The sequence below is a fragment of the Anaerobacillus sp. 1_MG-2023 genome (genome assembly GCF_030547345.1).
Lineage (GTDB): Bacteria > Bacillota > Bacilli > Bacillales > Guptibacillaceae > Guptibacillus > Guptibacillus hwajinpoensis_B.
Window position 1 is genome coordinate 609,892 of sequence record NZ_JAUORD010000001.1, and the last position, 25,479, is coordinate 635,370.

Sequence of the window (25,479 nt, forward strand, 5' to 3'; positions counted from 1 at the left end):
AATTCCCTCTTCTGACTGGCTAATCCAATCAGGCGTTGCATACCGCCTGTCCTTTGAGACGACATGTTCATACTTTTTGGAAGAGAGGATCTTACTAAGATTTTTCGAGACCATTTTATTAGCGATTGACTTCAACGTCAATCGCTTTTACTTTTAAAAAACATTCCAATTTTTTCGTTAGTTACAAAAAAATACTGCCCGTATTGGACAGCATTACATTATGGATTATTTTAGTATGATCTTGCTCATCTATTCTTAAAAAATATGCTTGGCTAGAGCCTGTTTTAACGTACTGTGAGTTTGGATAGAAGAAAAATCGATTCCGAGATGGATCATTGTTTGAGCGACTTCTGGTCTTATACCTGCTAAAATCCCCTTGACTCCTAGAAGTTCAAGTGAATAAATAATGTTAAAGATGTTATTTGCGACCATTGTATCCACGATGGTTACGCCAGAAAGATCAATAAATAAATGCGTTAATCGTTTTTCCGTTGATTCTCTTAGAGCTGTTTCCATCAGAAGACTCGCACGATGTGTATCAATATCGCCAACAATTGGTAATACTGCAACACCATCAAGAATCGGAACAACCGGTACAGAAAGCTCAAGAAAAACTTCCTGTGCATGGCTAAGCGTACTCTTAAATGATGCCACGTATGCTGTGCTATAGGCATAAACAGCATGATCAATCAAGCTATCTATGATTTTCCCTACTCTAAAAACACTTTGGACAGTATGATTCGCTTCGATCGTAACAAGTTCAACCACCGCCCAAATAGCCTGTCGAACTTCTGAAGTATTTTTTAGTGACTGATCTAACTCAGAGCCGTATTGAACGGCAAGCTCCCCTGTTTCTCTTCCCCACTTTGTTAAACGCGGCATTGTTGTTTCTAAACCACTTAGAATCGCATCAGCGCAAAGCTGAACAAGCTCAGTATGTAATTGCAATGCTTCTGCGTTATCAGCTCCTGGCTTAAGTAAGCCTTTGGCAATATCTAACTTTCTTGCTTCTAGCTGCTTCCCAATCATTTGAACTTCCTGTTCAATGATCGATTCTTGAACTGGCATATTTTAACCTCCGATAATAAATCGAATCTCTTCTTTATAATAGATGAACCTATTTCATTTTACATTAAAAACTTCATTCCATCTTCATTAATATTTAAGGGTACGATCAATATTCACAGTTGATTGGAGTTTCTTTTAAAACCCGTGACAATTAATTGCTTCACACAAATAATTTTCAAATGGGGATTTCCATCAAATCTTCAATGCTAGAACGACACTAAACCCCTGTTTGATCACTGTTTTTCAATACCTACAAGTATTCAAACTTATTGATACGAACCTTTGTATGGAAGTTAAAAAGAACGATTTTTCAGAAGAGGTTTGCTTTTTTTGGGAGACGTGTTATACTAAGGTTAATTATTGTTGTTCGGTACTGATTATTAAAGAGCAGGCTACTTTAGGAAGTACTTACATCTCAAATGATTATGTAGAGCAGTAATAGTAATATTTGTGCAAAATGCACTTGGAGGATACACACATGAACAAAGGTACAGTAAAATGGTTTAACGCAGAAAAAGGTTTTGGCTTCATCGAAGTTGAAGGCGGAGACGACGTATTCGTACATTTCTCAGCTATTCAAGGCGAAGGTTTCAAAACTCTTGAAGAAGGTCAAACAGTTACTTTCGACACTGAGCAAGGTAACCGCGGACCACAAGCTACTAACGTAGTTAAAGCGTAAATCATATAGAAAAAGCTCTTCCCCGGTGGAAGAGCTTTTTTATTATCTTTTTGTTGTTCTTCCTTACGCTTCCGGTTGCTCCTTCTCCTTCATAAATAACTCTGGATCCACTTCTCCTTCAATCGCAATGGCAGTCAATCCGTTCTCTGATGTGGTCTCATGCCATTCATCTTTATTCCAAAAAACAGCATCTCCTTCTCGTACTTTTATTAACTCATCCTCCTCTCCTCTCACAATACCTTCCCCTTTGATAATTAACAATAATTGAGGCGTCACAGCTTGATGGAACCCTATTATGCCTTCTTTGTCTAAATACATAACTCCAATATGTACACTTCCATCTGTTTGTGAAATTCGGGACATAATGAAGTTTGATCCGAACTTCGTTATTTCTTTTCCTGCCGATTTCCCAAAATGATAAATTTTCATATGCGCTACCTCCTCATATAGACCTAGCACCTTCATTTTCTCTACAGTAGCTTTGAAGGATTGTTCTATATTACCATAGTAATGTTTCATTTCCACTTATTCCTATTTCGAAACCTTCTTAGATTACTCATTTCCCTCCTCAATCAGTCATTCTTCTAACCGTATTCGATTTATAATGGGATTTCCCTGCTAATTTGTTTTCACAAAAGAAACCCTCCTTTATAAGGAGGGTTTCTCTTCACGTATGAAACAGTTTACCTTCAATCGCTTTTATATATCGAGTCGCGGATAGCTGAACAGATTGATCAGCATTGAATTTCACACTACGATGAAACGCATTGTATAGTCGATCATATTTTAGCAAATTCACCTTTCGCGCCATCTCTTCCACCTTTGATGCAGGCAATGGGATTAGATTTGGATAGCTATACATAAAGCTTACCCACTCCTGATCAGCTACAACTTGTATAATGTCACCTGTTAATAGCAAGCCCCTTCCTTCATTACCTTCTGGTACATGAAGAACTGCTCCTCCTTGGAAATGGCCGCCAAGGCGATAAATTGTTAAATTAGACGTTAGCTTTAATTCCTCCCCACTCCAAAAACGAATCATTTCAGACTCTCTCATCACCCACTCAGAGTCATCTTCATGAATGTAAATGGGAACGTTAAAGGCTTCAGCCCATTCGACTTGCGCAGAGTAATAATGGGGATGCGAAAGAGCAATTGCATCTAAGCCACCAATATCATTGATCTTTTGGATAGTATCCGAATCAATGTAAGAAATGCAATCCCAAAGCAGATTAAAATCTTTACTCTGAATGTGGTAAGCTGTTTGTCCAATCCCAAAGGTAGGTGCTGTCGTCACACTATGTAGTCCTTTTTCTTCCTCAATGATCTGGTTTTGGAATTGAGCTGCTTGCATTTCCTCCAGCGTTGTCCACTCTTGCCCTTCAGGGTTAACGTATTGCCTTTCTTCTTTACATATGAGGCATGTATCTGGATTCTTTTCCATCAGCTCATATTGCGTCCCACAAGTGATACAGATCGGTCGCTTCATTCCTATCTCCCTCTTTCCAAAGATTGATATCTATATGGAAATGATAACCTACTTAAAGAAACAAAAACTCTAGCTATTTACTTATTTTCATCTACAACTTTAGATGGAGATAGGCTATGTTTAACTTGAATAAGCCAAAATTGTGATTCACCAGCATGCACTAATCTTGCATATAAAAAAGCAACCCGCCACATTAGGCAGGTTGCTTTGCGATTATTTCTGTTCTTTTTCTTGAGCTGGATCTTCTTGTACTGGTTCCATTTGATCCACAGTATAGTTGTAATCGTTACGATCAACAGGAGTGAAGCCTTCAGGTTCATAGAAACGAAGTAGGTCACCATAGACGACTTTGTCTGATAGTTCCAGTGACTCTTCGACAAACTGTCCTGCCTGCTCACATGCCTCTGCGTCTACTTTTTCTCCTGTAGGATTCGCATAGCACTTCTCGTTGACAGATGTTACTTCTGGTGTTACAAAATCGCCATTTCGGAAAGGTACAATCTCACGGTGATCTTCTGACAGAAGATCAGATCCAAATGAGATGAAATCATCTGTTTCAACACCTAATAGGTGAAGAACGGTATCACGAACGTCCATATGACCACCATATTCATGTACTTGCTTTCCTTCTACACCAGGGGCCGTAATGAAAAGAGGGACTCGCTGTAATTGAGCATTTTCATATGCGCCAACCTCTTCTCCCATTACTTCTGACATTGCCGTATTATGGTTATTAGAAATACCATAATGGTCACCATACATGACGATCATTGTATTATCGTACAGACCTGATTCTTTCAGATCATTAAAGAATTGTTCAATCGACTCATCCATATATTTTGCTGTTTGGAAATAGCCATTTACGACTGAGTCATTTGTTTCAGGTGTTGGGAAATCCACATCACCTTCGTCCATTGTAAACGGAAAGTGGTTTGATAAAGTAAGCATTTTCGCTTCAAACGGTTGTTCTAGACTTTCAAGATATGGAATGGATTGTTCAAAGAACGGCTTATCTTTAAGACCATAGTTATGAACATCTTCTTCATTCATATCGTAATAACTTGAATCAAAGAATTTCTGAATACCAAATGACTTATACATTTCATCACGGTTCCAGAATGTTTTCCCATTACCGTGTAGGGAAGCTGTTGAGTAGCCTTTTTGTTCAAGAATCGCAGGCTGTGCCTGGTAAGTGTTACGCGCTTTTTCCATAGCTACAGATCCACTTGGTAATGGATAAAGAGAATTCGCCATCATAAATTCTGCATCAGACGTTTTTCCCTGCCCAACCTGGTGGAAGAAATTATCAAAATAGAACGTATTCTGATCTTCAATAAGACTATTTAAGAATGGTGTAACTTCTTGACCATCAATTTCTTTCCCGATCACGAAGTTTTGAAGTGATTCTAATGAAATGTAAATCACATTCATCCCTTCAGCCTTACCGAAATACTCAGGGTTTGGTTCTGTACGGTTTGCCTCTACGAAGTTTCTTACATCTGTTAAATCATCGCTACTTGCGAAAGCACTCTGAGAGCTTGATTTAACAGTCGTAACGACGTCAAATATTTGATAATTAAATTGTCCAAGGTACTTTACAATGTACGTGCGGTCAAAAGCACGCGTTAGAAGTTCAGGACGATCGGCTTCAGCAAGCCCAAGGTTCACTGTAAAAAACACAGCTGCTGACGCGAATACAAGCGCGATTTTTTTCTTCTTCATTGCTACTTGTGGTTTGATAACTTTAAACAAAATCAAGCTAAGGATAATCAATGTATCAATAAAATAGAAAGCATCTGAGAACTGCATTAAAGCAAAAGCACTATCTTTTAATTCACCTGCATCGTTTGTATGCATCACAGTCGGTAGTGTAATAAAGTCATTAAAGAATCGGTAGTACACAACGTTTGCATAAAGAATAAATGAAAGTACAAAATCAATAATGAGGATCGCCCATGCTCGTTTACGTCCTTTAAAGAACAGCGCAAATCCAAAGAATAGAAGTAATGAACTAATTGGGTTTAAGACTAATAGGAACGATTGCATACCATTTTGAATTCCAAGATCAAATTCAGTCTGATAGACAGTGTACATTTTTAACCAGAATAATAGAATCACGCCAAAGAACAATGTCCATGGCTTATTAATCTGACTGCTTAGTTTATTTCGCATGTCAGTTGAAGACCTCCTTATATGTGATACAAATAACTTTTTTATCTATTTTAATTGTAAATTTGTAAATTCTTTTTAAATCCTAATACTTGAGTATAATACTCCCTAGAAAATTTAATGTCAACTTCCACTACAGGAGAGCATAAATCATTGTCTTTCTATGAAAACGTTCTTTTAACACATTAGTAAAGTTATCTTGCGAATCGTAACCCTACTGTTAAAGATTAGAGAAAATAAGGGAAAATACATACATTATTTGGAATTTAAATGAAAGATATCTCCATTAATTTCCCTCTCTTTCTTATTCCCATTTTTTTCACCAACATCTTTTCAATTATATTACATTTAACTTTTTCTCGAAAAAGCATAAAGTAGGATATTTCGTTACAGAGTTGTGACAAATAAAAAAGCGTCCCATTAAAGAGACGCTTTTTCTTATTCATTCACAGCTCGACCTGTTTGATCTTCAGGTAGTGCTTTTCGAATAAAGAGTGACACAAGAAAACCAACTATAGCAAACCCAAATGCTACAAGGTAGACAAGCTCAACTCCTGATACGAGAGATTCGCTAATCGTCTGTGCGTTTGCTGGATTTGAAGCATTATTAAGATATGTCTGTTGTCGTGTTGTCATGATACTAATGAAAACAGAAACACCGATCGCTCCTGAAACAGGTTGGAGCGTGTTCATAATGGCTGTGCCATGCGGATAAAGTTTTTTCGGAAGACCGTTTAATCCATTCGTTTGAGCTGGCATCATGATCGCTGAAATGGATAGCATTAATAACATGTATGTTACAACGATTAACGCAATCGATGTATTGATCCCTACTTTACTAAATGTAAACATGACTCCTACCAAAACAAAAGCTGCTGGAATGATGAGTTTTCTTGGACCAAACTTATCAAACAATTTCCCCATAACCGGTGACATTAACCCATTTAACAGTGCGCCGGGAAGAAGAATTAACCCTGCTGTTTGAGGAGATAATGCTAGCGGCCCTTGCATGTACATCGGAAGGATAATTTCAGATGAGAACATGGCCATAATGATGATGATAAACAATAATACGGCTACAGTGAACATCGGATATTTAAAAACCCGCACATCCAGCATCGGCTCTTCTAATTTCAGCTGCCTGATCACAAAAATAACGAGGGAGATAACTCCAATAACGAGAGGATAAAAGACTTGTGGTGCTAAATAGCCAACCTCTCCCTCTCCGGCAAAGCTAAACGCTAGAACAATTCCCCCAAATCCAATAGTAGATAAAAGGATGGAAAGCACATCTACTTTTGGCTTTGTTACTTCTCCAACATTCTTCAGGAATTTATAGCCAAATGCGATTGAAAATAACGCAAAAGGAATAACCGTAATAAAGAGATAACGCCAGCCGAGCTGATCGACGATAATGCCTGAAAGAGTTGGCCCAATTGCAGGAGCAAACATAATAACAAGCCCAACTGTCCCCATTACAGTACCGCGTCGTTCTGGCGGGAATATAAGAAGAAAGGTGTTAAAAATAATTGGAATTAATAATCCAGTACCAACTGCTTGTAAAAGTCGTCCGCTTAAGAGAACTCCGAAAGTTGGTGCGATCGCACATACGAGCGTTCCTATTGTAAATACGGTCATCGTACCGATAAACATCTGTCTCGTTGTAAACGACTGAAGAAGAAGAGCCGAGATCGGAGTTAATATCCCCATCACTAGCAAGAATCCAGTAGCCATCCATTGAACAGTGGCAGGCGTTACACTAAATTTCTCCATTAAAGTGGTTAATGCGATATTCAAAAGTGTTTCATTTAAGATGGCAAAAAACGCTCCAATAATAAGAGAGATCATGACTGGTTTGACGTTGAAATTCGGATCGTCAGCCAAAAATTCGTATGTTTGTTTTTCCTCCATCTATTCCCCTCCTTTTTCTATGACGGTTGCGTACTAAAAGCTGTATTTCTATTAGGATTTACCGTTCAAATGTCTTCTAAACAACAGTCCATATCTTACTATACCTGAAGAAGTAATAAAAGAAATTAGCTTATTTTTTCCTTTAAGGTTAGGATTCATTGCATCACCTTACTGCGCCATCACTCCTACTCTCATCAAAACGAAATATTAAAGGTTTGTAAATAAGATCGGCAAGTGCTTGTTTAACTTTCTACTCCACTATACAATAATACCGATATCAATATCGTAATTCGATATCGACTTTAGATATCAGAGAGGTGGCTGCTTTTGAATAATAAAATTCTACGAAAGCTTTTTCTAGGCTTCATTCAAATCCATATTCTCCATCATGCAAAGGAAGAACCGATATATGGAACGTGGATGCTTGAAGAACTGCGTGAACATGGCTATGAAATGAGCTCAGGGACCTTATATCCGATCCTTCACAGTATGGAGAAGGACGAACTGCTGACCAAAGCTGAAAGCAACGTAAATGGGAAAATTCGAAAATACTATCGCACGACTGATAAAGGTGAACTAGTCTTAGCAGAAGCTCAAGCAAAAGCCTATGAGCTATTTAAAGAAATTAAAGACTAACGGAGGACCAACATGCCTGGTAAACATAGCTTCAAAACATTTATTGAAATACTTCTTGTATCATCGCGACTTGGTCTTACTTCATTTGGAGGACCAGTTGCTCACCTTGCCTATTTTAAAGATGAATATGTCGATCGAAAAAAATGGCTTGATGATAAAATGTACGCTGACATTCTAGCTCTTTGTCAATTTTTGCCAGGACCTGCTAGTAGTCAGGTAGGAATAGCAATTGGAATGATGCGCGGAGGTATGCTCGGTGGCTTTCTATCCTGGTTTGGCTTCACGATGCCATCTATCCTTATTCTTGTCACTTTCGCCATGCTTTATCAGACCTTCTCACTCGGAGATGGGACATTTATTCATAGTTTAAAAATTGTCGCGGCTGCTGTCGTTCTACATGCCATCATTGGCCTAGGAAAGAAACTCACACCTGACCGAACGAGAATCGCGATTGCATTAGCGGCAGCACTTATTATGCTCCTCTATCCCTCAGCATGGATGCAACTACTTATTATCGGAGGCGCTGGACTGCTTGGGTTACGTCTTTTCAATGATAAGACAGAAACTAACGTAAAACCGTTTCCTGTTTCTTTATCAAAAAAAGTTGGTGCATGTGCTTTTGTCCTTTTAGTAACGCTATTAATCGCTTTGCCTATACTCAACCAGTTTACTGATAACGCCCTGCTTCATTTATTTGATATGTTCTTTCGAGTTGGAGCACTTGTATTCGGAGGTGGCCATGTTGTGCTTCCGATGATCGAACGCCAAATTGTTCCCCAGGGACTCCTCTTAGCTGATCAATTTCTAGCTGGTTATGGAATGGCCCAGGCTGTTCCAGGTCCACTATTTACGTTCGCTAGCTATCTAGGTACGATGTTAGAAGGGTTTACAGGTGCTATTGTCGTCACAGTGGCGATTTTCTTACCGTCTTTCCTTTTGATCACGGCAGCACTCCCTTTTCTAAACGAGTTACGAAAACGCGCTGCTTTTCAAAAAATATTAATCGGCGTTAACGCGAGCGTTGTTGGAATACTATTGGCTGCCTTTTATGATCCCGTTTTCAAAAGTGCCATAATAAAAGGAGAAGACTTTGCCCTTGCAGCGATTTTATTCGCACTTCTTTCAATTTGGAAACTCCCAGCATGGATGATAGTTTTAATCGGAGTTTTCGGTGGTTATGTGATTCAGCTTATAAGTTAATGAAAGAAGACGTCGCAATAGCGACGTCTTCTTTCATTAACCATCGTTACTTCCATGATAGCCTTTATTAATCACTTGGCATCAAACCATCTTCAACTATGGTAACGTCCCACGCTAAAATCGTCGTACTATCTCTTACATTCTTTTTCTTTATTTCCTGTAATAACCTATGGATATCCTCCTTAATCAAATCGCTCTTCAATCGATCGGTCACTTCCACCGGTTGATGAAAATTCGATTCCGGACATTCAAGTAGTCCATCCGTTGTTAAAAAGATACGATTTATACCTTTTCTCAGCTCCTTTGTTCCTGTGCTAAAGCATGGAACGATTGTATCAAAAGTGTTCACCTCACCAACCCACTCATAGAAACTGCGATGGTTTTGAACCGCTTCCCCAAGCCCCACTAAATCTGCATGCATCAGAAACAACAAACAATCACCAACTGAGAACCACCATAAATACTTGCCTTTTCTAACAACGAGTAAACATGCCGTTTCTCCTTCTACTTCCCTGCATTTTTGTTTAAAATCTTCATCTTGGAAAAGCGCTAAGACTGCTGGCTGCAATTCACTCATCGCTTCTCTCGTTTCTTTGCCTATAATGCTTGAGATAATCGAACGGTTTCGCTCAAACTCATCTAGAATAAGCACTGCACTACTGGCGGTTTTATGCGCATCTAAAACCATGGCTAATTCCCAATCACCGCCACTCCAAACAAGACATCCATCTTCGTTCTTCGTTTGTCCAGCTGATGAACTTCCACCAAATCGCCCTACATGAACGCACCCAACCTGAGAACACGATGGCTCGTCTAGATATGCTTTCTCACTTCCTACCCATCGTAAATGGTTTCCTTCCCTCCTGTTTTTCTCAAGTTGCTCCGTCTCACCCTTATTGATCTCAAGAGATTGGACCAGTTCTTCCGGATATACATTCAAAGTCTTTAATTTATCTAACGATACCCAAACAGCCTTATACGTTCCACGATGATGAGCACCCGTCGTAAATTCATCGCCTGTTCCGCTTCCAAAACCACCCTGAATGATACTAGCTTTATAGTAATAATCTTCTCTATCCTGAAGGGTACAGTATAGCTCTGACAGCTGCACCTCCACCCCAAGCTCTTCAACAGCTTCTCTTCTTGCAGCTTGTTCAGGCGTTTCGTTAGTCTCAATCCCGCCACCTGGAATCACATAATATACTTTCCCATTTCGCTTTCGCTCTATTAACGCGATCTGATTATTCTCGATAAGAATAACTCCCGCTCTTTTTCTTAACACTAATGTTCCCCCTTAATCCGACTGCTTTAACATACTTACAACATTCGTAACTCAAGGGGGAACCTCCTTCTTTCTTTATTGAAGACTCCCCTTACAAAAACTGCATATTTCATAAGATTTTTTTTCAACCAGTTTTCGAAGATACAAAGGGTCATGTGTCCCCTCCCTTTCTTGAACAGGAGTAGTATGGAATTCACATTGATCTCCAGCGAAAGGTGTGCGGTGAATCACTCGTTTTGAGTGATCAATTAAATATTTCATCATTTTCCTCCTTGAATAATTTTCGGATGATGAGTACTTAACAAACTAGAAAGAAAATAAAAAAAGCCGAAAAGAACCAGGGACCTGGTTCTTTTCGGCTTATCACTGGTTCTATCGCCCAGTTTATTTCCACCTAATCTTAATTTGGTTTCATAATAATTGTAATGTAGCTTTTATCTAAATTAAAATCCCAGTCTACAAAGATATCCTCCACTTTTGCGGAAAGAATTGATTCGAATTGGTGATCATGAAGCAACCCTTTTTCAAGCCGCCTTTTTGTTAGCTTTAGTTCCTCTTCAAAACCGTCGCGAATTAACTCTTTTTCAATCCGGACGAGAATACCTTCACGAAGAACAACTAACGTACGATCATTCAGCTTACAAGAGTCTACGTTTTCAGGCGCTTTTTCTGCAAGCTTACTAACGCGAATGATCTCATCATGAACTCGTTCTTTTTCTTTATATCCTTCAAGTTCGCGTCCTTCAAATGAGTTTACGTCTTTCATCACACCAATAATGATGCCTGATCGGTTATGAAGCGACCAATCATGGTAGAATAACTCGATTTCAAGATCTGCCATCACCCGGATGGACGCCTTAATCTCAGGTATTAATCCCTGCATGAGAAGATCTCTTGTTTCTTCAACACGCATATCTTCTTTCTGATCGACTAGAACACGCTCCATTGGTGCTAGAAAGTCACGAAAGTAGATTGTCATATATGGCTCTTGGATCGACACATATACGGACGCTGGCCCTTTACCAAAATTATCTCTTAGCAGTTTGCCAACATAGCTTGCAATCTCAGCTTCATTTGATTTACGTTCCATAATGTTCATCCTTTGTTTAGACAGAGACATATTATTCCCCGTCCATTAATCATTATAGTAGTCTTTCCTAACCAATGAAAGAATATGGATTGATTTTGATATTTCAATTAGATGACAAAGCGTTGTGGACGAAAGACAATTCCTATCTCAACTGATTCAACACATGATCTAATCCATTAGGATAACAGTATTCTTTATCATTTAGTATGTCTTCGACCGCTAGCCACTCTGCCACGGCTTCTTGTTCGATAAAGGAGAATTTTTCTTTCATATAATGAGCCTCATCTATAAACGATACCGTATACAATTGAATCACTTCATGAGTCCATTTCTGATCGATTTGATACCTATTTTCGAGACAAGTTATGTATTTCTCCACTTTTATATCGATACCTAGCTCTTCTTTAAATTCTCTCACAACCGTTTCATTGGAGGGCTCTCCTAATTCTATATTCCCACCTAATGGACGAAAGTAACCTCCTAAACCATTTGAATGATTTCCATAAAATGCTTCAACAAGGATCTTATCTTCTCTAAATAGAAGGCCGAGCGCTTTCACTTTAATCACATCGAGTTACCTCCTTTTTTGATTCTTCTTTTTCCTCTTCATCACTAACCAGACGACGCGCTGAAATACCACAGCAAGGGCACCGAGAGACATGATCATCCCAGGACGTGCCGCTCGATCATCTTCAAATAGGAAAATAAGCAGGATAGCAATGAGAACGAGAGAAAGAGTAAGAGTAAAGAGCACGCCTCTTTTCAATTCGAAGTCCTCCTTTTAGGTGAGTAAGGTGACCGCAGAAAGAATCCACTTTCACATAAACATTACCACTTAAAGCACCTTAATGACACTGAAAAACCAGAGGACATTATATCCTCTGGTTAATCCCTCTCTTACTTAAAAATTTGATCGATTCGCTGTACTTCTTCACTCGTTAACTTCACATCAAGAGTTTTCAAGTTATCAACGACCTGCTCTTGACGTTTGGCTCCTGGTATCAGGACATCAATGCTATCACGAGTTAAGTACCATGCCAGCACCATATGAGGAACCTCAACGCCTTTTGCGTTTGCAATTTCGCGAACCTGGTCAACCTTTCTAAGATTCTCTTTAAATGCCTCTCCCTGGAATAAAGGATCCTTAGCACGAATATCATCGAAGGTTGTATTCTCATCATACTTACCAGCTAGAAGTCCTGAGGCAAGTGGGAAATATGGAACGAAAGAAATGCCCTGTTCTGCCGTATAAGGAAGGAGATCCTTCTCAGCTTCGCGATGGAATAAGTTATAGTGACTCTGAAGAACGTCAACATATCCATCTTTATTCGCTTCTTTCAACTGCTCCAAGTTGAAGTTAGATACACCAATTGATTTAATTTTGCCTTGATCTTTCAACTCCTTTAGAGCTCCTACTGCTTCGGCTTTCGGAGTATCTTCGTCAGGAAAATGAATGTAAAATAAGTCGATGTAATCTGTTTGGAGACGATTCAAGCTATTCTCAACGGATTGCTTCAAGAAGGCTGGTGAATTATTTAAAATAACCTCTTCACCCTTAAATTCATGAGCCCCTTTCGTAGCGAGGACGATATCGTCGCGACTGCCTCGCTCTTTAATAACTTGACCAACGAGCTCTTCTGATCGCTCTGGTCCATATATATAGGCAGTATCAAGTAAGTTAATGCCATTATCAAGTGCTGCCCTTACGAGATCTTTCCCAGTTTCTTCATTTAAGTTCGGATAAATGTTATGTCCACCAACCGCGTTCGTACCTAATCCGATCGGATTTGCTTGTAAACCTGATTTTCCAATTTGTACTTTTGCCACTTTCATTCATCCTTTCTATTAAAAGCTTCGCAAAAGTACATTACCACTTCTTACTAATTGGAAAACATCGCTACGTGTTTTCAATACGATTTTCTAATTCTTCAAAAGCTGGTTTCGCTATTAATTCAGATCGCATCAAACGCGAACGAATCCCATCCAACATCCCTTTCTCCTTTACACTCATCAGTTCAACATCAAACTTTTTATGAAACACAGTATAAAGCTCAAAGTCTCTTAATCGCAGGAAGTAAGGAATGGTCTTGAGCCACTCGTCTGAGACATGAACTTCTTCTCGATATCCTCTCAAAAATGAACTTAAAAATTCAGTCGCAAAGGTTGAACGCTCCGTAAGCGAAGCTGTTCCACACTTTTGCCAGACAGCATAATAAACAGGGATCGCAATATCACTAATATAGTAGTGATACATACTATCGTCGAAATCGAATAGATGAATACTCTTACCATCAAAATGAAAATTGCCATGATGGACATCTGAGTGAATGAGACCAAACGTTTTTCCCGTTTCATGAAAGGTTTGTATCTCTTCGATTAATCTCTTACCTTCTATAATGATTCGGGCATCCTCTGTTTTTGAAAGATACCGATCGAATTGAAGCAGGTCACCTGCATCCCACCTCTGTCTCTTAACTGAAACCTTATTTCTCATCGAAATGTCGTGCAGTTTCCCAATTTCCTTTCCCCATGCTTCGAACAAGGGAGATCCAAATATAGGATCCTCAACTTTAACCGCTCTTCCAGGTACTTTATTAAATAGACAGGCAAAGAACTGCCCATTTTCTGACGAAAAGATCTCAATCATTTTATTATATTTTGAAGGATAAGCGCGCGCTACATGAGCGCCTTCATCGTATAAATGATTGACCCATACGAGTTCCGACTTCACTTCTTCTATTGTGCGATGTGAGCTATGAGTAAAGCGAAGGATCCAGGAGATGTTTTTTTCTTCTACTTCAAAGACATAGTTTTCGAAATCCCCTAGCTTTTTCACACCTATCTTCTGAATACCAAACCGATCAATCGCTTCATCGACAAACGTTTGGGAGAACATTGCTTCAATCCACGCTTCCATCTCCACAACCTCCTTGTTTTCTACTATAAACAATTTCGACTCTCGTCTCACATTTCCTTTTAAACAGAATAACGCCCCCACTAGTGGGAGCGTTAACTGTTATTCTGTCTCTTCTGTAACAAGTTTCAAAGGCACTGGTCTCGTCTCGTCTACTTCGTTTCCTTTTAGTACGTCGACGCCAGCCTGAACAGCAAGGGAACCGATCTCTTCAGGTTGCTGTGCCACTGTTGCAGATAGCTTCCCATCTTTAATGCTATTAATCGCATCTTCGTTTCCATCAAATCCAACAACTAGAACATCTTTACCTGAACTTTGAATTGCCTGAATAGCGCCTAACGCCATCTCATCGTTATGAGCAAAAACGGCTTTAATATCCGGATTACCCTGAAGCAAGTTTTCCATCGTATTTAACCCTTCCGTACGATCGAAGTTCGCTGTTTGTTTTGCCACAACATCAAGCTTTTCATCCGCAATATTATGGAATCCTTGACCACGTTCACGAGTAGCGGAAGCACCCGGTACACCTTCAAGCTCAGCTACTTTAGCGCCTTCACCCAGTTGTTCAACAAGAAACTCTCCAGCCATCTCTCCTCCTTTTTCATTATCAGAGGATACTAGAGTCGCCACATCACCTTTTTCAGCTGAGCGATCAAGAGTAACGACGGGAATACCGAGGCTATTCGCTGATTGTACAGCTGTTGAAATCGCAGCTGAGTCAGTTGGATTAATTAATAGAACGTCGACTCCTTGTTGAATAAGGTCTTCTACATCGTTAATCTGTTTTGCCGCATCATTTTGCGCATCGACAACAACAACATCCATTCCATTTTCCTTTGCTTCTGCTTCGACACCATCTTTCATCGAAACGAAAAATGGATTATTTAACGTTGAAACAGATAAACCAATTTTAATATCTTCTATATCCGTTTCCTGACTCGGTTTGGCCCATTCAGGTGGCTGAAGCGAACACGCTCCAAGCACAAGCAGTGACAAACTAAGCAGAAGTGGCAATAGCTTTTTCATAGTAATCCTCCTAAGCTGCTTTTTTACGATCAATTAGCACAGCAATGATAATAACAATACCCTTAACAACCATCTGGAAGAATGAAGATACTCCAAGTAGATTTAAACCATTGTTTAACGTACCGATAATTAAGGCACCGATTAACGTACCAACAATTAATCCTCGTCCTCCGGAAAGGCTTGTCCCCCCTAGCACTACGGCCGCAATAGCATCAAGCTCATAAGATGTACCTGCCGTCGGTTGTGCCGAATTCAATCTAGACGTTAGAATCGCCCCCGCAAGAGCTGACAATAAACCTGCAAGTGAGTAGATCATCACTTTAATTTTATCGACTTTAATGCCTGAAATAAGGGCAGCTTTCTCATTACCACCAATGGCATAAGTTTTTCTTCCAAATGGTGTTTTATGAAGGATAATCCAAAGCACGGCGAAAGAAAACAGCATCGTAATCGCTGGAACCGGAATACCGAGGAAATAACCTCTTCCAAAAAGTTGGAAAGCATAGCTATCGCCAAGACCTGTAATCGGATTTCCATCCGTGTACACTAGCGTTAACCCTCTGAACATCGTCATCGTTGCAAGCGTTGCAATAAATGGTGCCATCTTTCCCTTTGTAATCAATAGTCCGTTAACCATACCCATTAAAGCACCAAGCAATGAACCAATGAGAATAGCTAGAATCGGATCAATTCCGGATACCATCATCCCTGCCATAAGCGCACTTGATAGCGCTAGAATCGAACCAACAGATAAATCAATCCCACCTGTTAAAATAACAAACGTCATACCATAAGCAATTAAAGCATTGATCGCTACTTGTCTAAGTAAATTCAATAGGTTCAGTGGTTCTAAAAAACTCGGGTTCATGATGGAAACGGTTACAACTAAAACGAGTAAACCTAATAGCGGTCCAAGTTTCTGCATGATATTCCCAACATGGTTTGTTTTTAGCGCATTATTCATCTTCCTGACCTCCTGTTGCCAGCGTCATTATTTTCTCTTGCGTTGCTTCTTCTTTTGATACTTCGCCTGTCATATGACCTTCACGGAAAACAAGAATGCGATCGCTCATTCCGAGCACTTCAGGTAACTCTGAGGAAACCATGATAATCGCTACTCCTCTATCAGTTAACTCATTCATTAACTGATAGATTTCTCGTTTGGCCCCGACGTCAACACCTCGTGTTGGTTCATCAAGAATGAGGACTTTTGGACCGATACCAATCCATTTCGCAATAACTACTTTTTGCTGGTTACCTCCAGAAAGGTTTTTGGCGCTTGTTTTAGCTGAATCCGTCTTAATCGTTAGTCGTTTAATCAACAGCTCAACAAAATCTTCTTCACTTTTCTCATTGATTAACCCTTTTGGTGCGAAGCTATAGAGGCTTGGTAAAGCAATGTTATCTTTTAGCGAGAAATCGAGCACAAGACCTTCTTCTTTCCGATCCTCCGTAATAAAACCTAGCCCCAACTGAACAGCCTGGTGAGGACTTTTAATAACAACTGGTTTTCCATTCAGTAGAATGTCACCAGTGTATTTCCCATCCAGTCCAAAAATGGTACGCATGATTTCCGTTCTTCCTGCACCCATTAGTCCAGATACACCAACAATTTCCCCTGATCTTACTGAGAAACTAACATTCTCAAACACACCTTTTCTGGATAAACCCTTTACTTCCAACATCGTTTCTCCTAGCTTAGGTGACCGTTCAGGGAAACGATCCGTTAATTCTCGTCCTACCATTTTGCGAACTACCTCGTCAAAGCTCGTTTCTGAAATAGGCTTTGTATCGACTGTTTTTCCATCTCGCATAACCGTAATGCTGTCACAAATGGTGAAAATCTCTTCCATTCTGTGAGAAATGTAGACGATGGAAACACCGCTTTTCTTTAGAGACCGAATAACCTGGAACAACGTTTGTATTTCGCGTTCTGTTAACGCTGCAGTCGGCTCATCCATAATAATTACTTTTGCATCTGTCATTAACGCTTTGGCAATTTCAATCATTTGCTGTTGCCCAACCGAGCATTTCCCAGCTTCCTGCTGAAGAGGAATCGAAATCGCTAACTTCTTAAATTGCTCATTCGCAATCGCTTTCATTTTTTTCGTATGAATGAGTCCAAAAGATGTAACCGGTTCCTTATTGATGAATAAGTTCTCCAACACCGTTAACTCTGGCCAAATGTTCAGTTCTTGATGAATAAAAGCGACACCGTTTTCTTCTGCTTCTTTCGGGTTATCAAAAACGCGTTCTTGTCCATCTATCACGATTGTTCCGCTGTCTTTCTTATGAAGTCCTGTAAGAATGTTCATGAGCGTCGACTTCCCTGCTCCATTCTCTCCCATGAGCGCATGAACTTCGGCATCCTGGATGTCAATGTTCACACCTTCAAGTACTTTATTTGCGCCAAATGCTTTATGAATTTCCTTCATGCTAATTTGCATGCTGCTCACCTCGTTTAAAAGATTACCCCTGAATGAAGAATACAGTTGGCATATGGCGTTGTCTCGCCTGTTCGGATGACAACTTTTGCTTGCTTCGTCTTCTCCTTAAATACTTCATGATCCACATAATCTTGTTCTGTATCTTGAAGCTTACCTTTTAGCCAATGATATACCTTCTGATTGCCTTCTATTTCTTTAGCAAGCGTGACACGTTCAACAACCATTTCATTAAGAAGTTCGTTCACAACGTCAGTAAAAGCAGGCATCCCTGGTTTTAAGGCCAGATCGATTTTCTTCACACCGGCAGGTACCGGGAGACCAGCATCTGCAATGACAATCTGATCTGTATGCCCAAGATCTGCAAGTACTTTCGAAATATGACTATTTAACATTCCTCTTCGTTTCATTCTGATAGCTTCCTTTCAACTTCTTCACGGGTAGGCATGCCACCCTGTGCTCCAAAACTAGTAACTGATAGAGAAGCAGCACGATTGCCAAACGTAATGCTTTCTGTCAAATCCTTGCCTTCTGCGATCGCTGTACCAAACGCTGCGTTGAACGTATCCCCTGCCCCTGTCGTATCAACAGCTTTCACTTTAAAGGAAGGAACTAGAACCTCTTCTTTTCCATTGAAATAGCGTACGCCAGCTGCCCCTTCCGTAATGAACACTTTTCCAGGATAAGTACGTAACGATTCACTAAGAGGCTGACCATTAAAAAGAACGTCCGCTTCATGTTCGTTAGGTGTGATATAGGTTGCACCGTCAATCACTTTTTGTGAGATTTCCCTTGCAGGTGCTGGATTAAGTAGCAACGGAACTTGCTTTTCCTCACATAGCTCTGCCACATATTCCACCGTTTCTTCAGGTATTTCTTGCTGTATCATCACTAGATCACAGCTATCAATGAGCTTAGCTGCTTTAGTGATATATGAAGGGGTAATATGATCATTCGCTCCTTTGACAACAACAATACTGTTATCACCTTCTGCAAGAATGATATGAGCTGTTCCACTCTCGACTCCTGTAACCGGTTCCACATAGTCCGTTTTAACACCATTCTTCTTAAAGTTATTTAAGATTGCCTCACCGTAATGGTCATCTCCTACACAGCCAATCATATAAACTTCTGCACCAAGACGTGCTGCAGCAACGGCCTGGTTAGCCCCTTTCCCACCTGGAACAGTTTTGAATGATTCTCCTAATACCGTTTCTCCCGCTCCTGGACGTTTCTTAGAAGTAACTACTAGATCCATAGATGAGCTTCCGATGACGGCTATTTTAGCTTTACGCATTTGGATCAACCTTTCTTGTCGTATTTCGTTCTATTAATGTCACTGGTAATTGAATCGTTTGATCAATTTCTTTTTCTTTGCGGATCATTCGCAAAAGTAACTTTGCTGCTTCTTTTCCCATTTCGTATGCAGGCTGCCTGATCGTTGATAATGACGGATAGGACAGGCTACTGAATGGAATATCATCGTAACCAATCAATTGTAAGTCGTCAGGTATGCTTCTTCCGAGACGAAGAGCTTCATGCAAAATCGCAATGGCAACAATATCATTACTTGCGATCACTCCGTCCGTATCTGGATGTTTTGCAAAAAGCTCTTCAGCCCATGTGCCCGCATCATCAAATGCATAAGACGTTGTCGAGAGAACAGAGAAATCAACTTCCGCTTCACTTAATTCTGCAAGTGCTCCTTGAAAACGATCCATCGCAGGCTTTACATGTGCAGGCCCTTTAATAAGAGTAATTCTTTTCGAGCCTCTCTCAACTAGTGCTCTCGCTGCAAGCCGCCCTCCTTCGATTCCATCAGCATAAACAGATGGATGTTGTGTTGACACACGATCTAGAAAGACGACAGGTAGATCAAGATTTGTATAATTCTCATTGTCTGTATTGTTTGTTGCTGAAATCATGCCAACAACTTGATTTTGTAAAAAGGTTTGAATGTAATCCAACTCTTTCGTTGCTTCTTCATCGCTATTTCCAAGTAATAACCTAAATCCTGCTCGATTAACTTCATCCTCTATACCCCGCGCTAGCTGAGGGAAAAAAGGATTCGTAATATCTGGTAGAAGCAGTCCGATTAGTCGTGATTCTCGTTTAAAGAGTGAGCGCGCTACTTCATTTGGACTGTAGTTCAAGCTTTTGATTGCATCCATCACGCGTTTTCTCGTATCTGCACCAACGTAACCATTATCGTTTAATACACGAGAGACGGTAGCAACAGATACGCCTGCTTGCTCTGCTACATCTCGAATTGTAGCCATTTGCTTCACTCCTTCAACATTGTGTAACCGGTTACAGATAATTTACCACAAGCATGAATCCGCTTGCAAGTTTTTTTTCTTATATTTTCGACTGACACGTAGGACAGAAGTATAATCTTCTTGATCCCGCTTTGATTTTTTGAATCTCTGTTCCATCATTTCGGCACGGCTCTCCTTCACGATTAAAGACCCAGTGCCTGTATTTCGAACGCGTCTGTCCTTTTTCTTTTAACTTCATAGCAAGATCAATATCGTTTGTAATCCCGTTATGCCTATATGACCGTTCAACAAGAGTGATCGTTGCCTCAGCAGCTTTTTCTAATTGCTGATCTGTGCAGTCCATTGGACGTAAATCAGGATGAATTCCTGCAAGAAAGAGAATTTCACTTCTTAAATAGTTACCAATTCCACCTATAAATGATTGATCTAATAATAACGATATCCACTTTTTTCTACGAAACTCCTTTGATTCAAATCGTTCCTTCAATTGTTCAGCGCTTACTTCCTCACTAAGCAAATCCGGTCCAACTTTTGCTATAAATGGATGAAGAGGCACTTCTTCATCGCGTAGAACTTCAATATCCGATGCACTATAAAGCAAAGCTGACTTCTTCTCATTATGTAGCGCTAAGCGAAGCTGCCGATTTGTTTTTGGATAGTTGTAGGCATTACGGATCACCCATTTTCCATATAGCTGGTTATGGGAATATATTGTATAGCCGTTATCGAAACGAATAAGCATTGCCTTTCCTTTCGTATCGACCCTCTTTACTTCCGCTCCACTTAATAAGGATTCATAGCCCTTCAGCTGTTCGAATGCAAAGAAAACCTCCATCACGCGTCCTTTCATTAATGCTTTTTCCACCTGATCTGCAGCTCTTCTAATTTCTGGACCTTCAGGCATAATCTATGACCTTCTTTCTGAATTCGTAGATTTTTTCATTTGATTTAAAGAGGGATGGTTTAGGAACAAAATCCTTCAATGATAAAAATTTTCCCCTTCCTTCTATAAACTAAACGGCTGAAGGGGCTCTCCAATGGAGAACCCCTTCAGCCGTTTAGTTTTTTTATCCACCAATGGTCTTTCTGATCCCTAATACTTTTTCTAACTCTGATTTCTTTTGATTCTCCACGAGAATATAAAGCACATCGTTGACTTTGATTTTAGTATCTCCAGATGGCGCAATCAGCTCATCTCTTCGAATAATCGCACTAACGAGCACTTTATCCGGGAAGGATATATCTGATAGTTCTTCTCCAATCAATTTAGAAGAAGAAGTAATCGTATAGGGAATCATTTCTGCATTTACCGTTGTCGATGAAACCAGTTCTAGAGAATGAGAAGGCACATGTACCTCAGGACCTGTTAAACCTAACTTTTTTCCCACAAATGGAATGGTTGCCCCTTGAACAAGAGCTGATGTAAGGACAATAAAGAATATGAGATTAAAGAAAAGCTGGCTATTTTCTAACCCTTCAAGTAGTGGGAAGGTTGCTAACACAATGGGTACAGCCCCTCTTAATCCCGCCCAAGCAAGGAAGCTTTTTTCTTTAATTGTAAATTTAAACGGAAGACTTGAAAGAAATACGGCAATCGGACGAGCAATAAAAATCAAGATGAGAGAAAGAGCTAATCCTTTTAATACAATCCAAGTTGAAAATAATTCAGAAGGATTTACAAGGAGACCTAGCATAATAAACATCAATATTTGCATCATCCATGCGATCCCATCATGAAACCGGAAAATCGCTTGCCCATACGGAAGGCTTTTCGTATTACCAAGTACAAGGGCAGCAGCATAAACGGCAAGCAGACCGCTTGCGTTAATCAAATCTGTCGCACTGTATGTAATTAAGGCAATGGCAATCGAAAGAACAGGATATAAACCGTTCGATCCCAACTCGACTTTCTTCATTGCCCATGATGCTAAATATCCAAACAGCACGCCTAATAAGAGTCCAGCTCCCATTTGCCAGAAAAATGAAAGAATCACGGATGCACCAAATGTTTTCTCTCCGATGGCAAGTTGTAATAAAGCAAGTGTTAGAAACATCGCCATCGGATCATTCGAACCCGATTCAGCTTCGAGCGTAGATTGTAGTTTCCGCTTAATGTTTTTCCCCTTCAATACGGCAAAAACGGCGGCAGCATCTGTTGAGCCTACAATCGCACCTAGCAGCAGCGCTTCATTCCAATTAACATCCAGAATCATTTTGGCAGCTACACCAAATAAGCCTGAAGTCACAAGAACCCCTACTGTTGCCAATGATAATGAAATGGGAAGAACAGCCTTTGTACGACGCCATTCGGTTTGCAAACCACCATCAAATAGAATGAGTACGAGTGCTAATATCCCAAGTGACTGCGTGAGTGACGCGTTATCAAAATAAATATACCCCAGTCCGTCGCTACCAAATATCATTCCAACGATAATAAATAATACGAGTGCCGGTACGCCTAAGCGAGAAGAAAACTTCGCCATGAAAACTCCGCCAATTAAAAAGATGGCGCTAAATAAAATGACTATATTCGTCTCCATCGATTTCCCTCCCTTCTATAAATGAACATCAATTTTCAGTTTCGGAATCTGAGCAGAATTTATACCAATATATTTTAATGTTTCACTTCTAGTTGCATGGCCATATATCTTCTGAATTAATGACACAGCAACTCCCTGTTGAAAGGCATGATAACCAAATGTTTTCCTTAAACTATGGAAGCTAATCGGTTGATCTAAGCCCGCCTCTTTCCCAGCTTGAGATAAGATTCTATGAACTTGCTGTCTTGTAATGGGGTGTGTCGGGTCTTTTTTCGTATGAAATAGATAATAGTTTGTCTTTTGAGATTGATTATCCATGTAGCGTGTAAGCGCCCGCTTCACTTCAGTATTAATATAAATGTCTGTTGTTTCGGTGATAGAGGATTCAAGATAATCTTTGAAAGACTCATTGTCCATAACATCATGAAGAGTGAGATGTAAAAGAGGTGTTAAACGAATACCGGTATTAATACTGAGTATGAAAAGCAAATAATCTCGTTTTGATCGATTTATTAACGCTTCTTTTAAATGATAGATCTGTTTTGTATTTTGAATAGCTTCGACGGCATTCACTCTTATCACATCCTTTAATGTGACTCAATTGTATCACAGCATAGGTTATGTCACTATTGATATGCTTCTTTTAAAGAAAGCTCCACTGTAAAAAAAGGAATTCGTGTCTCTTTCGTAGTATAATAACTGTGTAGGAATAAAGGAGGGATCTCAATGAATCTAACAAATTGGTTTGACCAGGGTATGACGATGCAACAATACATTCATAGTATGGACGAGCACAAAGATGATCTATTAACCATCTACAACCATTTCGAGCTCGAAAAATCCAATTTTGAATTTCTTCATTCTCTTCAATCTGAGAAACTTCGTGCCCTTGTGATAACAGCTGACTGGTGCGGTGATGCGATGGTAAACCTTCCTATTTTCATGAGAATGGCTAATGAGGCCTTAATAGAATGCAAATATTTTATCCGCGATAACTATCTTGAATTGATGGATCTCTATTTAACGAATGGAACAGCGAGATCGATTCCAATCATCGTATTAATTAATTCAGAGGGTAATGAAGTTGGAAGATGGGGACCACGTGCTCCTGAAGTTCAAGCATATGTGGACCAAGCCAAACAGGCCCTTCCTCCAAAAGGAGATCCGAACTTTAAAAAGGCCTTTCTTTCATTTATAAGCGAAACGACTGAACGTTTTACGACTGATCATGACATGTGGACACATATAAAGGATGATATGCTCGCAATGCTGAGTCAATCGGTAACTGTCACAAAATAATAACTCTAAAGCCCGGCAAATGCCGGGTTTTTTTCATGCCATTACAAAATGCTCTATACAATTCACTAATGTTGACAGTTGACACCAGTCGCATTAGACTTGAGGGTATAGATTTTTCCTGAAGGCAAAAAATATGACGATAGGAAATAATAGATAGATTCTTAGAAGGAGAGTTTACTCATGGGTGATTGGATTGTTGGATTAAGCCCTGTAACACAGGCATTCTTATTTACGTTATTTACATGGGGCGCCACAGCACTTGGGGCATCTTTTGTATTCTTTACTAGAACCGTCAATCAGAAAGTCTTTGATGGTATGCTCGCATTCGCAGGCGGAGTTATGATCGCTGCAAGTTTTTGGTCCCTTCTCAGTCCCGGAATTGAAATGGCTGAACAACAAGGAGTACCAGGCTATATTCCTGCAGTTGTTGGTTTTCTATTAGGAGGTTTTTTCCTTCTTCTCGTAGATCGCCTCTTGCCTCACATTAATGAGGATTTATACTTTAAAGAAATTAAAGATAAAAAAGCAAAACACCGCACAGCGATGCTTGTTTTCTCCATTACAATGCACAATATTCCAGAAGGTCTAGCTATTGGTGTAGCGTTCGGAGCTGTGGCTGCAGAATTTTCAACCTCCACACTTGCTGGCGCCATTGCGCTTGCAATCGGTATTGGGATACAAAATATCCCTGAAGGAACCGCTGTTGCTGTTCCACTTCGAGGTGACGGCATGTCCAGAGCCAAGAGCTTTTTCTACGGACAGCTATCAGGAATTGTTGAGCCAATTGCTGCCGTAGTGGGCGCCTTAGCAGTTATCTACATTCAACCTTTACTACCGTATGCACTAAGCTTTGCTGCTGGAGCAATGATTTTCGTAGTAGCAAAAGAAATCATCCCTGGCTCACAAGAAAAAGGGAATGTGCAGATCGCATCTATCTCATTAATGATTGGTTTTTCAGTCATGATGGTCCTTGACGTAGCACTAGGTTAAGAAAGAAAGGCGCATCATCCTTAATAGGATGACGCGCCTTTTCTAATACCTTTAGTAGATGTTTCTGGTTTTAGCATAGCAATTCAAAATGCGTAGCGAAATAGTCCATAATAGAGAGGAATAAGCATTATGATCGAAAAGATAACGGTTGTCATCTTTACTGTTTTCTCACTCATTCCCTCGATCGCTTCATCACTTTGATCAAAGTAGAGTACAAATAGAAGATCCCAAAGTAAACCAAGGAAAAAAACAAATTTCCATAATAGCGCTGGTCCTATGCTTATTTCAGTAACATATCCAAATAACCCTGTCCAAGTTGTTGCTGACACGAGAAAGTCTATCTTCATTGAAGCGGTCTTATACTTTCCTTTTAACAAAAACCCGATCGCTGGTGCTCCAAGTACTCCAAGATACAAAATCCATAAAATATCCGACATTCTCAATCCTCTTTCGTTCACAAGTT

At 39.9% G+C, this 25,479-nt stretch carries 27 protein-coding genes; 5 read left to right on the forward strand and 22 right to left on the reverse strand.

Annotation, left to right across the window (positions count from 1 at the left end):
• Nucleotides 1-255: 255 nt before the first annotated feature.
• Nucleotides 256-1,068 (reverse strand): STAS domain-containing protein, encoded by an 813-nt coding sequence (locus Q4550_RS03230; RefSeq protein ID WP_303530312.1) that lies wholly within the window; start codon nucleotides 1,066-1,068, stop codon nucleotides 256-258.
• A gap of 478 nt (nucleotides 1,069-1,546) precedes the next feature.
• On the opposite strand from Q4550_RS03230, the gene Q4550_RS03235 reads away from it, so the two are divergent.
• The gene (locus Q4550_RS03235) at nucleotides 1,547-1,747 is read left to right on the forward strand and encodes a cold-shock protein (RefSeq protein WP_098442444.1); all 201 of its coding nucleotides are present in this window, start codon (nucleotides 1,547-1,549) and stop codon (nucleotides 1,745-1,747) included.
• Nucleotides 1,748-1,810: 63 nt separating this feature from the next.
• On the opposite strand, the gene Q4550_RS03240 is transcribed toward Q4550_RS03235, so the two are convergent.
• From Q4550_RS03240 to Q4550_RS03255, 4 genes are all read right to left on the reverse strand, one after another.
• The gene (locus Q4550_RS03240; RefSeq protein WP_303530316.1) at nucleotides 1,811-2,176 is read right to left on the reverse strand and encodes a cupin domain-containing protein; all 366 of its coding nucleotides are present in this window, start codon (nucleotides 2,174-2,176) and stop codon (nucleotides 1,811-1,813) included.
• 238 nt (nucleotides 2,177-2,414) lie between these two features.
• Nucleotides 2,415-3,236: an MBL fold metallo-hydrolase gene (locus Q4550_RS03245; protein ID WP_303530318.1), complete on the reverse strand. Its 822-nt coding sequence runs from the start codon at nucleotides 3,234-3,236 to the stop codon at nucleotides 2,415-2,417.
• A gap of 213 nt (nucleotides 3,237-3,449) precedes the next feature.
• On the reverse strand, nucleotides 3,450-5,408 hold the full coding sequence (gene ltaS, locus Q4550_RS03250; RefSeq protein WP_303530320.1) for a lipoteichoic acid synthase: 1,959 nt from the start codon (nucleotides 5,406-5,408) through the stop codon (nucleotides 3,450-3,452).
• A 435-nt stretch (nucleotides 5,409-5,843) separates the two neighbouring features.
• A complete protein-coding gene (locus tag Q4550_RS03255) occupies nucleotides 5,844-7,316 on the reverse strand; it encodes an MDR family MFS transporter (protein WP_303530322.1) in 1,473 nt (490 codons plus the stop codon).
• A gap of 327 nt (nucleotides 7,317-7,643) precedes the next feature.
• Here Q4550_RS03255 and Q4550_RS03260 point away from each other — a divergent pair, with 327 nt between their 5' ends.
• Complete coding sequence (locus Q4550_RS03260; RefSeq protein ID WP_303530323.1) at nucleotides 7,644-7,952, forward strand: PadR family transcriptional regulator; 309 nt, start codon at nucleotides 7,644-7,646, stop codon at nucleotides 7,950-7,952.
• A gap of 12 nt (nucleotides 7,953-7,964) precedes the next feature.
• A complete protein-coding gene (gene chrA / locus Q4550_RS03265; RefSeq protein WP_303530324.1) occupies nucleotides 7,965-9,152 on the forward strand; it encodes a chromate efflux transporter in 1,188 nt (395 codons plus the stop codon).
• 67 nt (nucleotides 9,153-9,219) lie between these two features.
• On the opposite strand, the gene Q4550_RS03270 is transcribed toward chrA, so the two are convergent.
• The 16 genes from Q4550_RS03270 to Q4550_RS03345 form a co-directional block, all read right to left on the reverse strand.
• On the reverse strand, nucleotides 9,220-10,434 hold the full coding sequence (locus Q4550_RS03270) for an NUDIX domain-containing protein (protein WP_303530325.1): 1,215 nt from the start codon (nucleotides 10,432-10,434) through the stop codon (nucleotides 9,220-9,222).
• A gap of 75 nt (nucleotides 10,435-10,509) precedes the next feature.
• Nucleotides 10,510-10,695 carry a hypothetical protein gene (locus tag Q4550_RS03275; protein ID WP_194220403.1) on the reverse strand — a complete coding sequence of 62 codons (186 nt, stop codon included), beginning with the start codon at nucleotides 10,693-10,695 and terminating at the stop codon, nucleotides 10,510-10,512.
• A gap of 139 nt (nucleotides 10,696-10,834) precedes the next feature.
• Nucleotides 10,835-11,524 (reverse strand): Na-translocating system protein MpsC family protein, encoded by a 690-nt coding sequence (locus Q4550_RS03280; protein WP_303530326.1) that lies wholly within the window; start codon nucleotides 11,522-11,524, stop codon nucleotides 10,835-10,837.
• 142 nt (nucleotides 11,525-11,666) lie between these two features.
• Nucleotides 11,667-12,092, reverse strand: a complete 426-nt coding sequence (locus tag Q4550_RS03285) for an NUDIX hydrolase (protein ID WP_303530327.1) — start codon at nucleotides 12,090-12,092, stop codon at nucleotides 11,667-11,669.
• A gap of 6 nt (nucleotides 12,093-12,098) precedes the next feature.
• Complete coding sequence (locus Q4550_RS03290; protein WP_303530328.1) at nucleotides 12,099-12,290, reverse strand: hypothetical protein; 192 nt, start codon at nucleotides 12,288-12,290, stop codon at nucleotides 12,099-12,101.
• 131 nt (nucleotides 12,291-12,421) lie between these two features.
• Nucleotides 12,422-13,357, reverse strand: coding sequence for an aldo/keto reductase (locus tag Q4550_RS03295; RefSeq protein ID WP_303530329.1), 936 nt, complete (start codon nucleotides 13,355-13,357; stop codon nucleotides 12,422-12,424).
• A gap of 64 nt (nucleotides 13,358-13,421) precedes the next feature.
• A complete protein-coding gene (locus Q4550_RS03300) occupies nucleotides 13,422-14,441 on the reverse strand; it encodes a phosphotransferase enzyme family protein (RefSeq protein WP_303530330.1) in 1,020 nt (339 codons plus the stop codon).
• A gap of 99 nt (nucleotides 14,442-14,540) precedes the next feature.
• Complete coding sequence (gene rbsB, locus Q4550_RS03305) at nucleotides 14,541-15,464, reverse strand: ribose ABC transporter substrate-binding protein RbsB (RefSeq protein WP_303530332.1); 924 nt, start codon at nucleotides 15,462-15,464, stop codon at nucleotides 14,541-14,543.
• A gap of 10 nt (nucleotides 15,465-15,474) precedes the next feature.
• Nucleotides 15,475-16,428, reverse strand: a complete 954-nt coding sequence (rbsC, locus tag Q4550_RS03310; RefSeq protein ID WP_303530334.1) for a ribose ABC transporter permease RbsC — start codon at nucleotides 16,426-16,428, stop codon at nucleotides 15,475-15,477.
• Nucleotides 16,421-17,911, reverse strand: coding sequence for a sugar ABC transporter ATP-binding protein (locus Q4550_RS03315; RefSeq protein ID WP_303530336.1), 1,491 nt, complete (start codon nucleotides 17,909-17,911; stop codon nucleotides 16,421-16,423). The genes rbsC and Q4550_RS03315 overlap by 8 nt, the downstream gene beginning before the upstream one ends.
• Before the next feature lie 14 nt (nucleotides 17,912-17,925).
• Nucleotides 17,926-18,318, reverse strand: a complete 393-nt coding sequence (gene rbsD, locus Q4550_RS03320) for a D-ribose pyranase (RefSeq protein ID WP_303530338.1) — start codon at nucleotides 18,316-18,318, stop codon at nucleotides 17,926-17,928.
• Nucleotides 18,315-19,205: a ribokinase gene (rbsK, locus tag Q4550_RS03325; protein ID WP_303530339.1), complete on the reverse strand. Its 891-nt coding sequence runs from the start codon at nucleotides 19,203-19,205 to the stop codon at nucleotides 18,315-18,317. The genes rbsD and rbsK overlap by 4 nt, the downstream gene beginning before the upstream one ends.
• On the reverse strand, nucleotides 19,198-20,187 hold the full coding sequence (locus tag Q4550_RS03330; RefSeq protein ID WP_303530340.1) for a LacI family DNA-binding transcriptional regulator: 990 nt from the start codon (nucleotides 20,185-20,187) through the stop codon (nucleotides 19,198-19,200). Before Q4550_RS03330 ends, rbsK begins: the two co-directional genes overlap by 8 nt.
• Nucleotides 20,188-20,266: 79 nt before the next feature.
• Complete coding sequence (nei, locus tag Q4550_RS03335) at nucleotides 20,267-21,091, reverse strand: endonuclease VIII (RefSeq protein WP_303530341.1); 825 nt, start codon at nucleotides 21,089-21,091, stop codon at nucleotides 20,267-20,269.
• Nucleotides 21,092-21,254: 163 nt separating this feature from the next.
• Nucleotides 21,255-22,727, reverse strand: a complete 1,473-nt coding sequence (locus Q4550_RS03340; RefSeq protein WP_303530342.1) for a potassium/proton antiporter — start codon at nucleotides 22,725-22,727, stop codon at nucleotides 21,255-21,257.
• A 15-nt stretch (nucleotides 22,728-22,742) separates the two neighbouring features.
• Nucleotides 22,743-23,300: a tyrosine-type recombinase/integrase gene (locus Q4550_RS03345; protein WP_303530344.1), complete on the reverse strand. Its 558-nt coding sequence runs from the start codon at nucleotides 23,298-23,300 to the stop codon at nucleotides 22,743-22,745.
• Nucleotides 23,301-23,453: 153 nt separating this feature from the next.
• Between Q4550_RS03345 and Q4550_RS03350 the strand changes: the two genes are divergently transcribed.
• Nucleotides 23,454-24,026, forward strand: coding sequence for a thioredoxin family protein (locus Q4550_RS03350; RefSeq protein WP_303530346.1), 573 nt, complete (start codon nucleotides 23,454-23,456; stop codon nucleotides 24,024-24,026).
• 180 nt (nucleotides 24,027-24,206) lie between these two features.
• Complete coding sequence (locus Q4550_RS03355; RefSeq protein WP_303530347.1) at nucleotides 24,207-25,016, forward strand: ZIP family metal transporter; 810 nt, start codon at nucleotides 24,207-24,209, stop codon at nucleotides 25,014-25,016.
• An 83-nt stretch (nucleotides 25,017-25,099) separates the two neighbouring features.
• On the opposite strand, the gene Q4550_RS03360 is transcribed toward Q4550_RS03355, so the two are convergent.
• Nucleotides 25,100-25,453 (reverse strand): hypothetical protein, encoded by a 354-nt coding sequence (locus Q4550_RS03360; protein WP_303530348.1) that lies wholly within the window; start codon nucleotides 25,451-25,453, stop codon nucleotides 25,100-25,102.
• Between the last annotated feature and the right edge of the window lie 26 nt (nucleotides 25,454-25,479).

What these genes read in the sequence shown, in the direction of transcription:
- chrA (WP_303530324.1), top strand. Translation starts at nt 7,965, where the DNA reads ATGCCTGGTAAACATAGCTTCAAAACATTTATTGAAATACTTCTTGTA.
- Q4550_RS03350 (WP_303530346.1), top strand. Translation starts at nt 23,454, where the DNA reads ATGAATCTAACAAATTGGTTTGACCAGGGTATGACGATGCAACAATAC.
- rbsK (WP_303530339.1), bottom strand. Translation starts at nt 19,205, where the DNA reads ATGCGTAAAGCTAAAATAGCCGTCATCGGAAGCTCATCTATGGATCTA.
- rbsC (WP_303530334.1), bottom strand. Translation starts at nt 16,428, where the DNA reads ATGAATAATGCGCTAAAAACAAACCATGTTGGGAATATCATGCAGAAA.
- Q4550_RS03300 (WP_303530330.1), bottom strand. Translation starts at nt 14,441, where the DNA reads ATGGAAGCGTGGATTGAAGCAATGTTCTCCCAAACGTTTGTCGATGAA.
- Q4550_RS03275 (WP_194220403.1), bottom strand. Translation starts at nt 10,695, where the DNA reads ATGAAATATTTAATTGATCACTCAAAACGAGTGATTCACCGCACACCT.
- Q4550_RS03230 (WP_303530312.1), bottom strand. Translation starts at nt 1,068, where the DNA reads ATGCCAGTTCAAGAATCGATCATTGAACAGGAAGTTCAAATGATTGGG.
- Q4550_RS03240 (WP_303530316.1), bottom strand. Translation starts at nt 2,176, where the DNA reads ATGAAAATTTATCATTTTGGGAAATCGGCAGGAAAAGAAATAACGAAG.
- Q4550_RS03360 (WP_303530348.1), bottom strand. Translation starts at nt 25,453, where the DNA reads ATGTCGGATATTTTATGGATTTTGTATCTTGGAGTACTTGGAGCACCA.
- nei (WP_303530341.1), bottom strand. Translation starts at nt 21,091, where the DNA reads ATGCCTGAAGGTCCAGAAATTAGAAGAGCTGCAGATCAGGTGGAAAAA.
- Q4550_RS03255 (WP_303530322.1), bottom strand. Translation starts at nt 7,316, where the DNA reads ATGGAGGAAAAACAAACATACGAATTTTTGGCTGACGATCCGAATTTC.
- ltaS (WP_303530320.1), bottom strand. Translation starts at nt 5,408, where the DNA reads ATGCGAAATAAACTAAGCAGTCAGATTAATAAGCCATGGACATTGTTC.
- Q4550_RS03280 (WP_303530326.1), bottom strand. Translation starts at nt 11,524, where the DNA reads ATGGAACGTAAATCAAATGAAGCTGAGATTGCAAGCTATGTTGGCAAA.
- Q4550_RS03245 (WP_303530318.1), bottom strand. Translation starts at nt 3,236, where the DNA reads ATGAAGCGACCGATCTGTATCACTTGTGGGACGCAATATGAGCTGATG.
- Q4550_RS03315 (WP_303530336.1), bottom strand. Translation starts at nt 17,911, where the DNA reads ATGCAAATTAGCATGAAGGAAATTCATAAAGCATTTGGCGCAAATAAA.
- Q4550_RS03295 (WP_303530329.1), bottom strand. Translation starts at nt 13,357, where the DNA reads ATGAAAGTGGCAAAAGTACAAATTGGAAAATCAGGTTTACAAGCAAAT.
- Q4550_RS03235 (WP_098442444.1), top strand. Translation starts at nt 1,547, where the DNA reads ATGAACAAAGGTACAGTAAAATGGTTTAACGCAGAAAAAGGTTTTGGC.
- Q4550_RS03330 (WP_303530340.1), bottom strand. Translation starts at nt 20,187, where the DNA reads ATGGCTACAATTCGAGATGTAGCAGAGCAAGCAGGCGTATCTGTTGCT.
- Q4550_RS03340 (WP_303530342.1), bottom strand. Translation starts at nt 22,727, where the DNA reads ATGGAGACGAATATAGTCATTTTATTTAGCGCCATCTTTTTAATTGGC.
- rbsD (WP_303530338.1), bottom strand. Translation starts at nt 18,318, where the DNA reads ATGAAACGAAGAGGAATGTTAAATAGTCATATTTCGAAAGTACTTGCA.
- rbsB (WP_303530332.1), bottom strand. Translation starts at nt 15,464, where the DNA reads ATGAAAAAGCTATTGCCACTTCTGCTTAGTTTGTCACTGCTTGTGCTT.
- Q4550_RS03355 (WP_303530347.1), top strand. Translation starts at nt 24,207, where the DNA reads ATGGGTGATTGGATTGTTGGATTAAGCCCTGTAACACAGGCATTCTTA.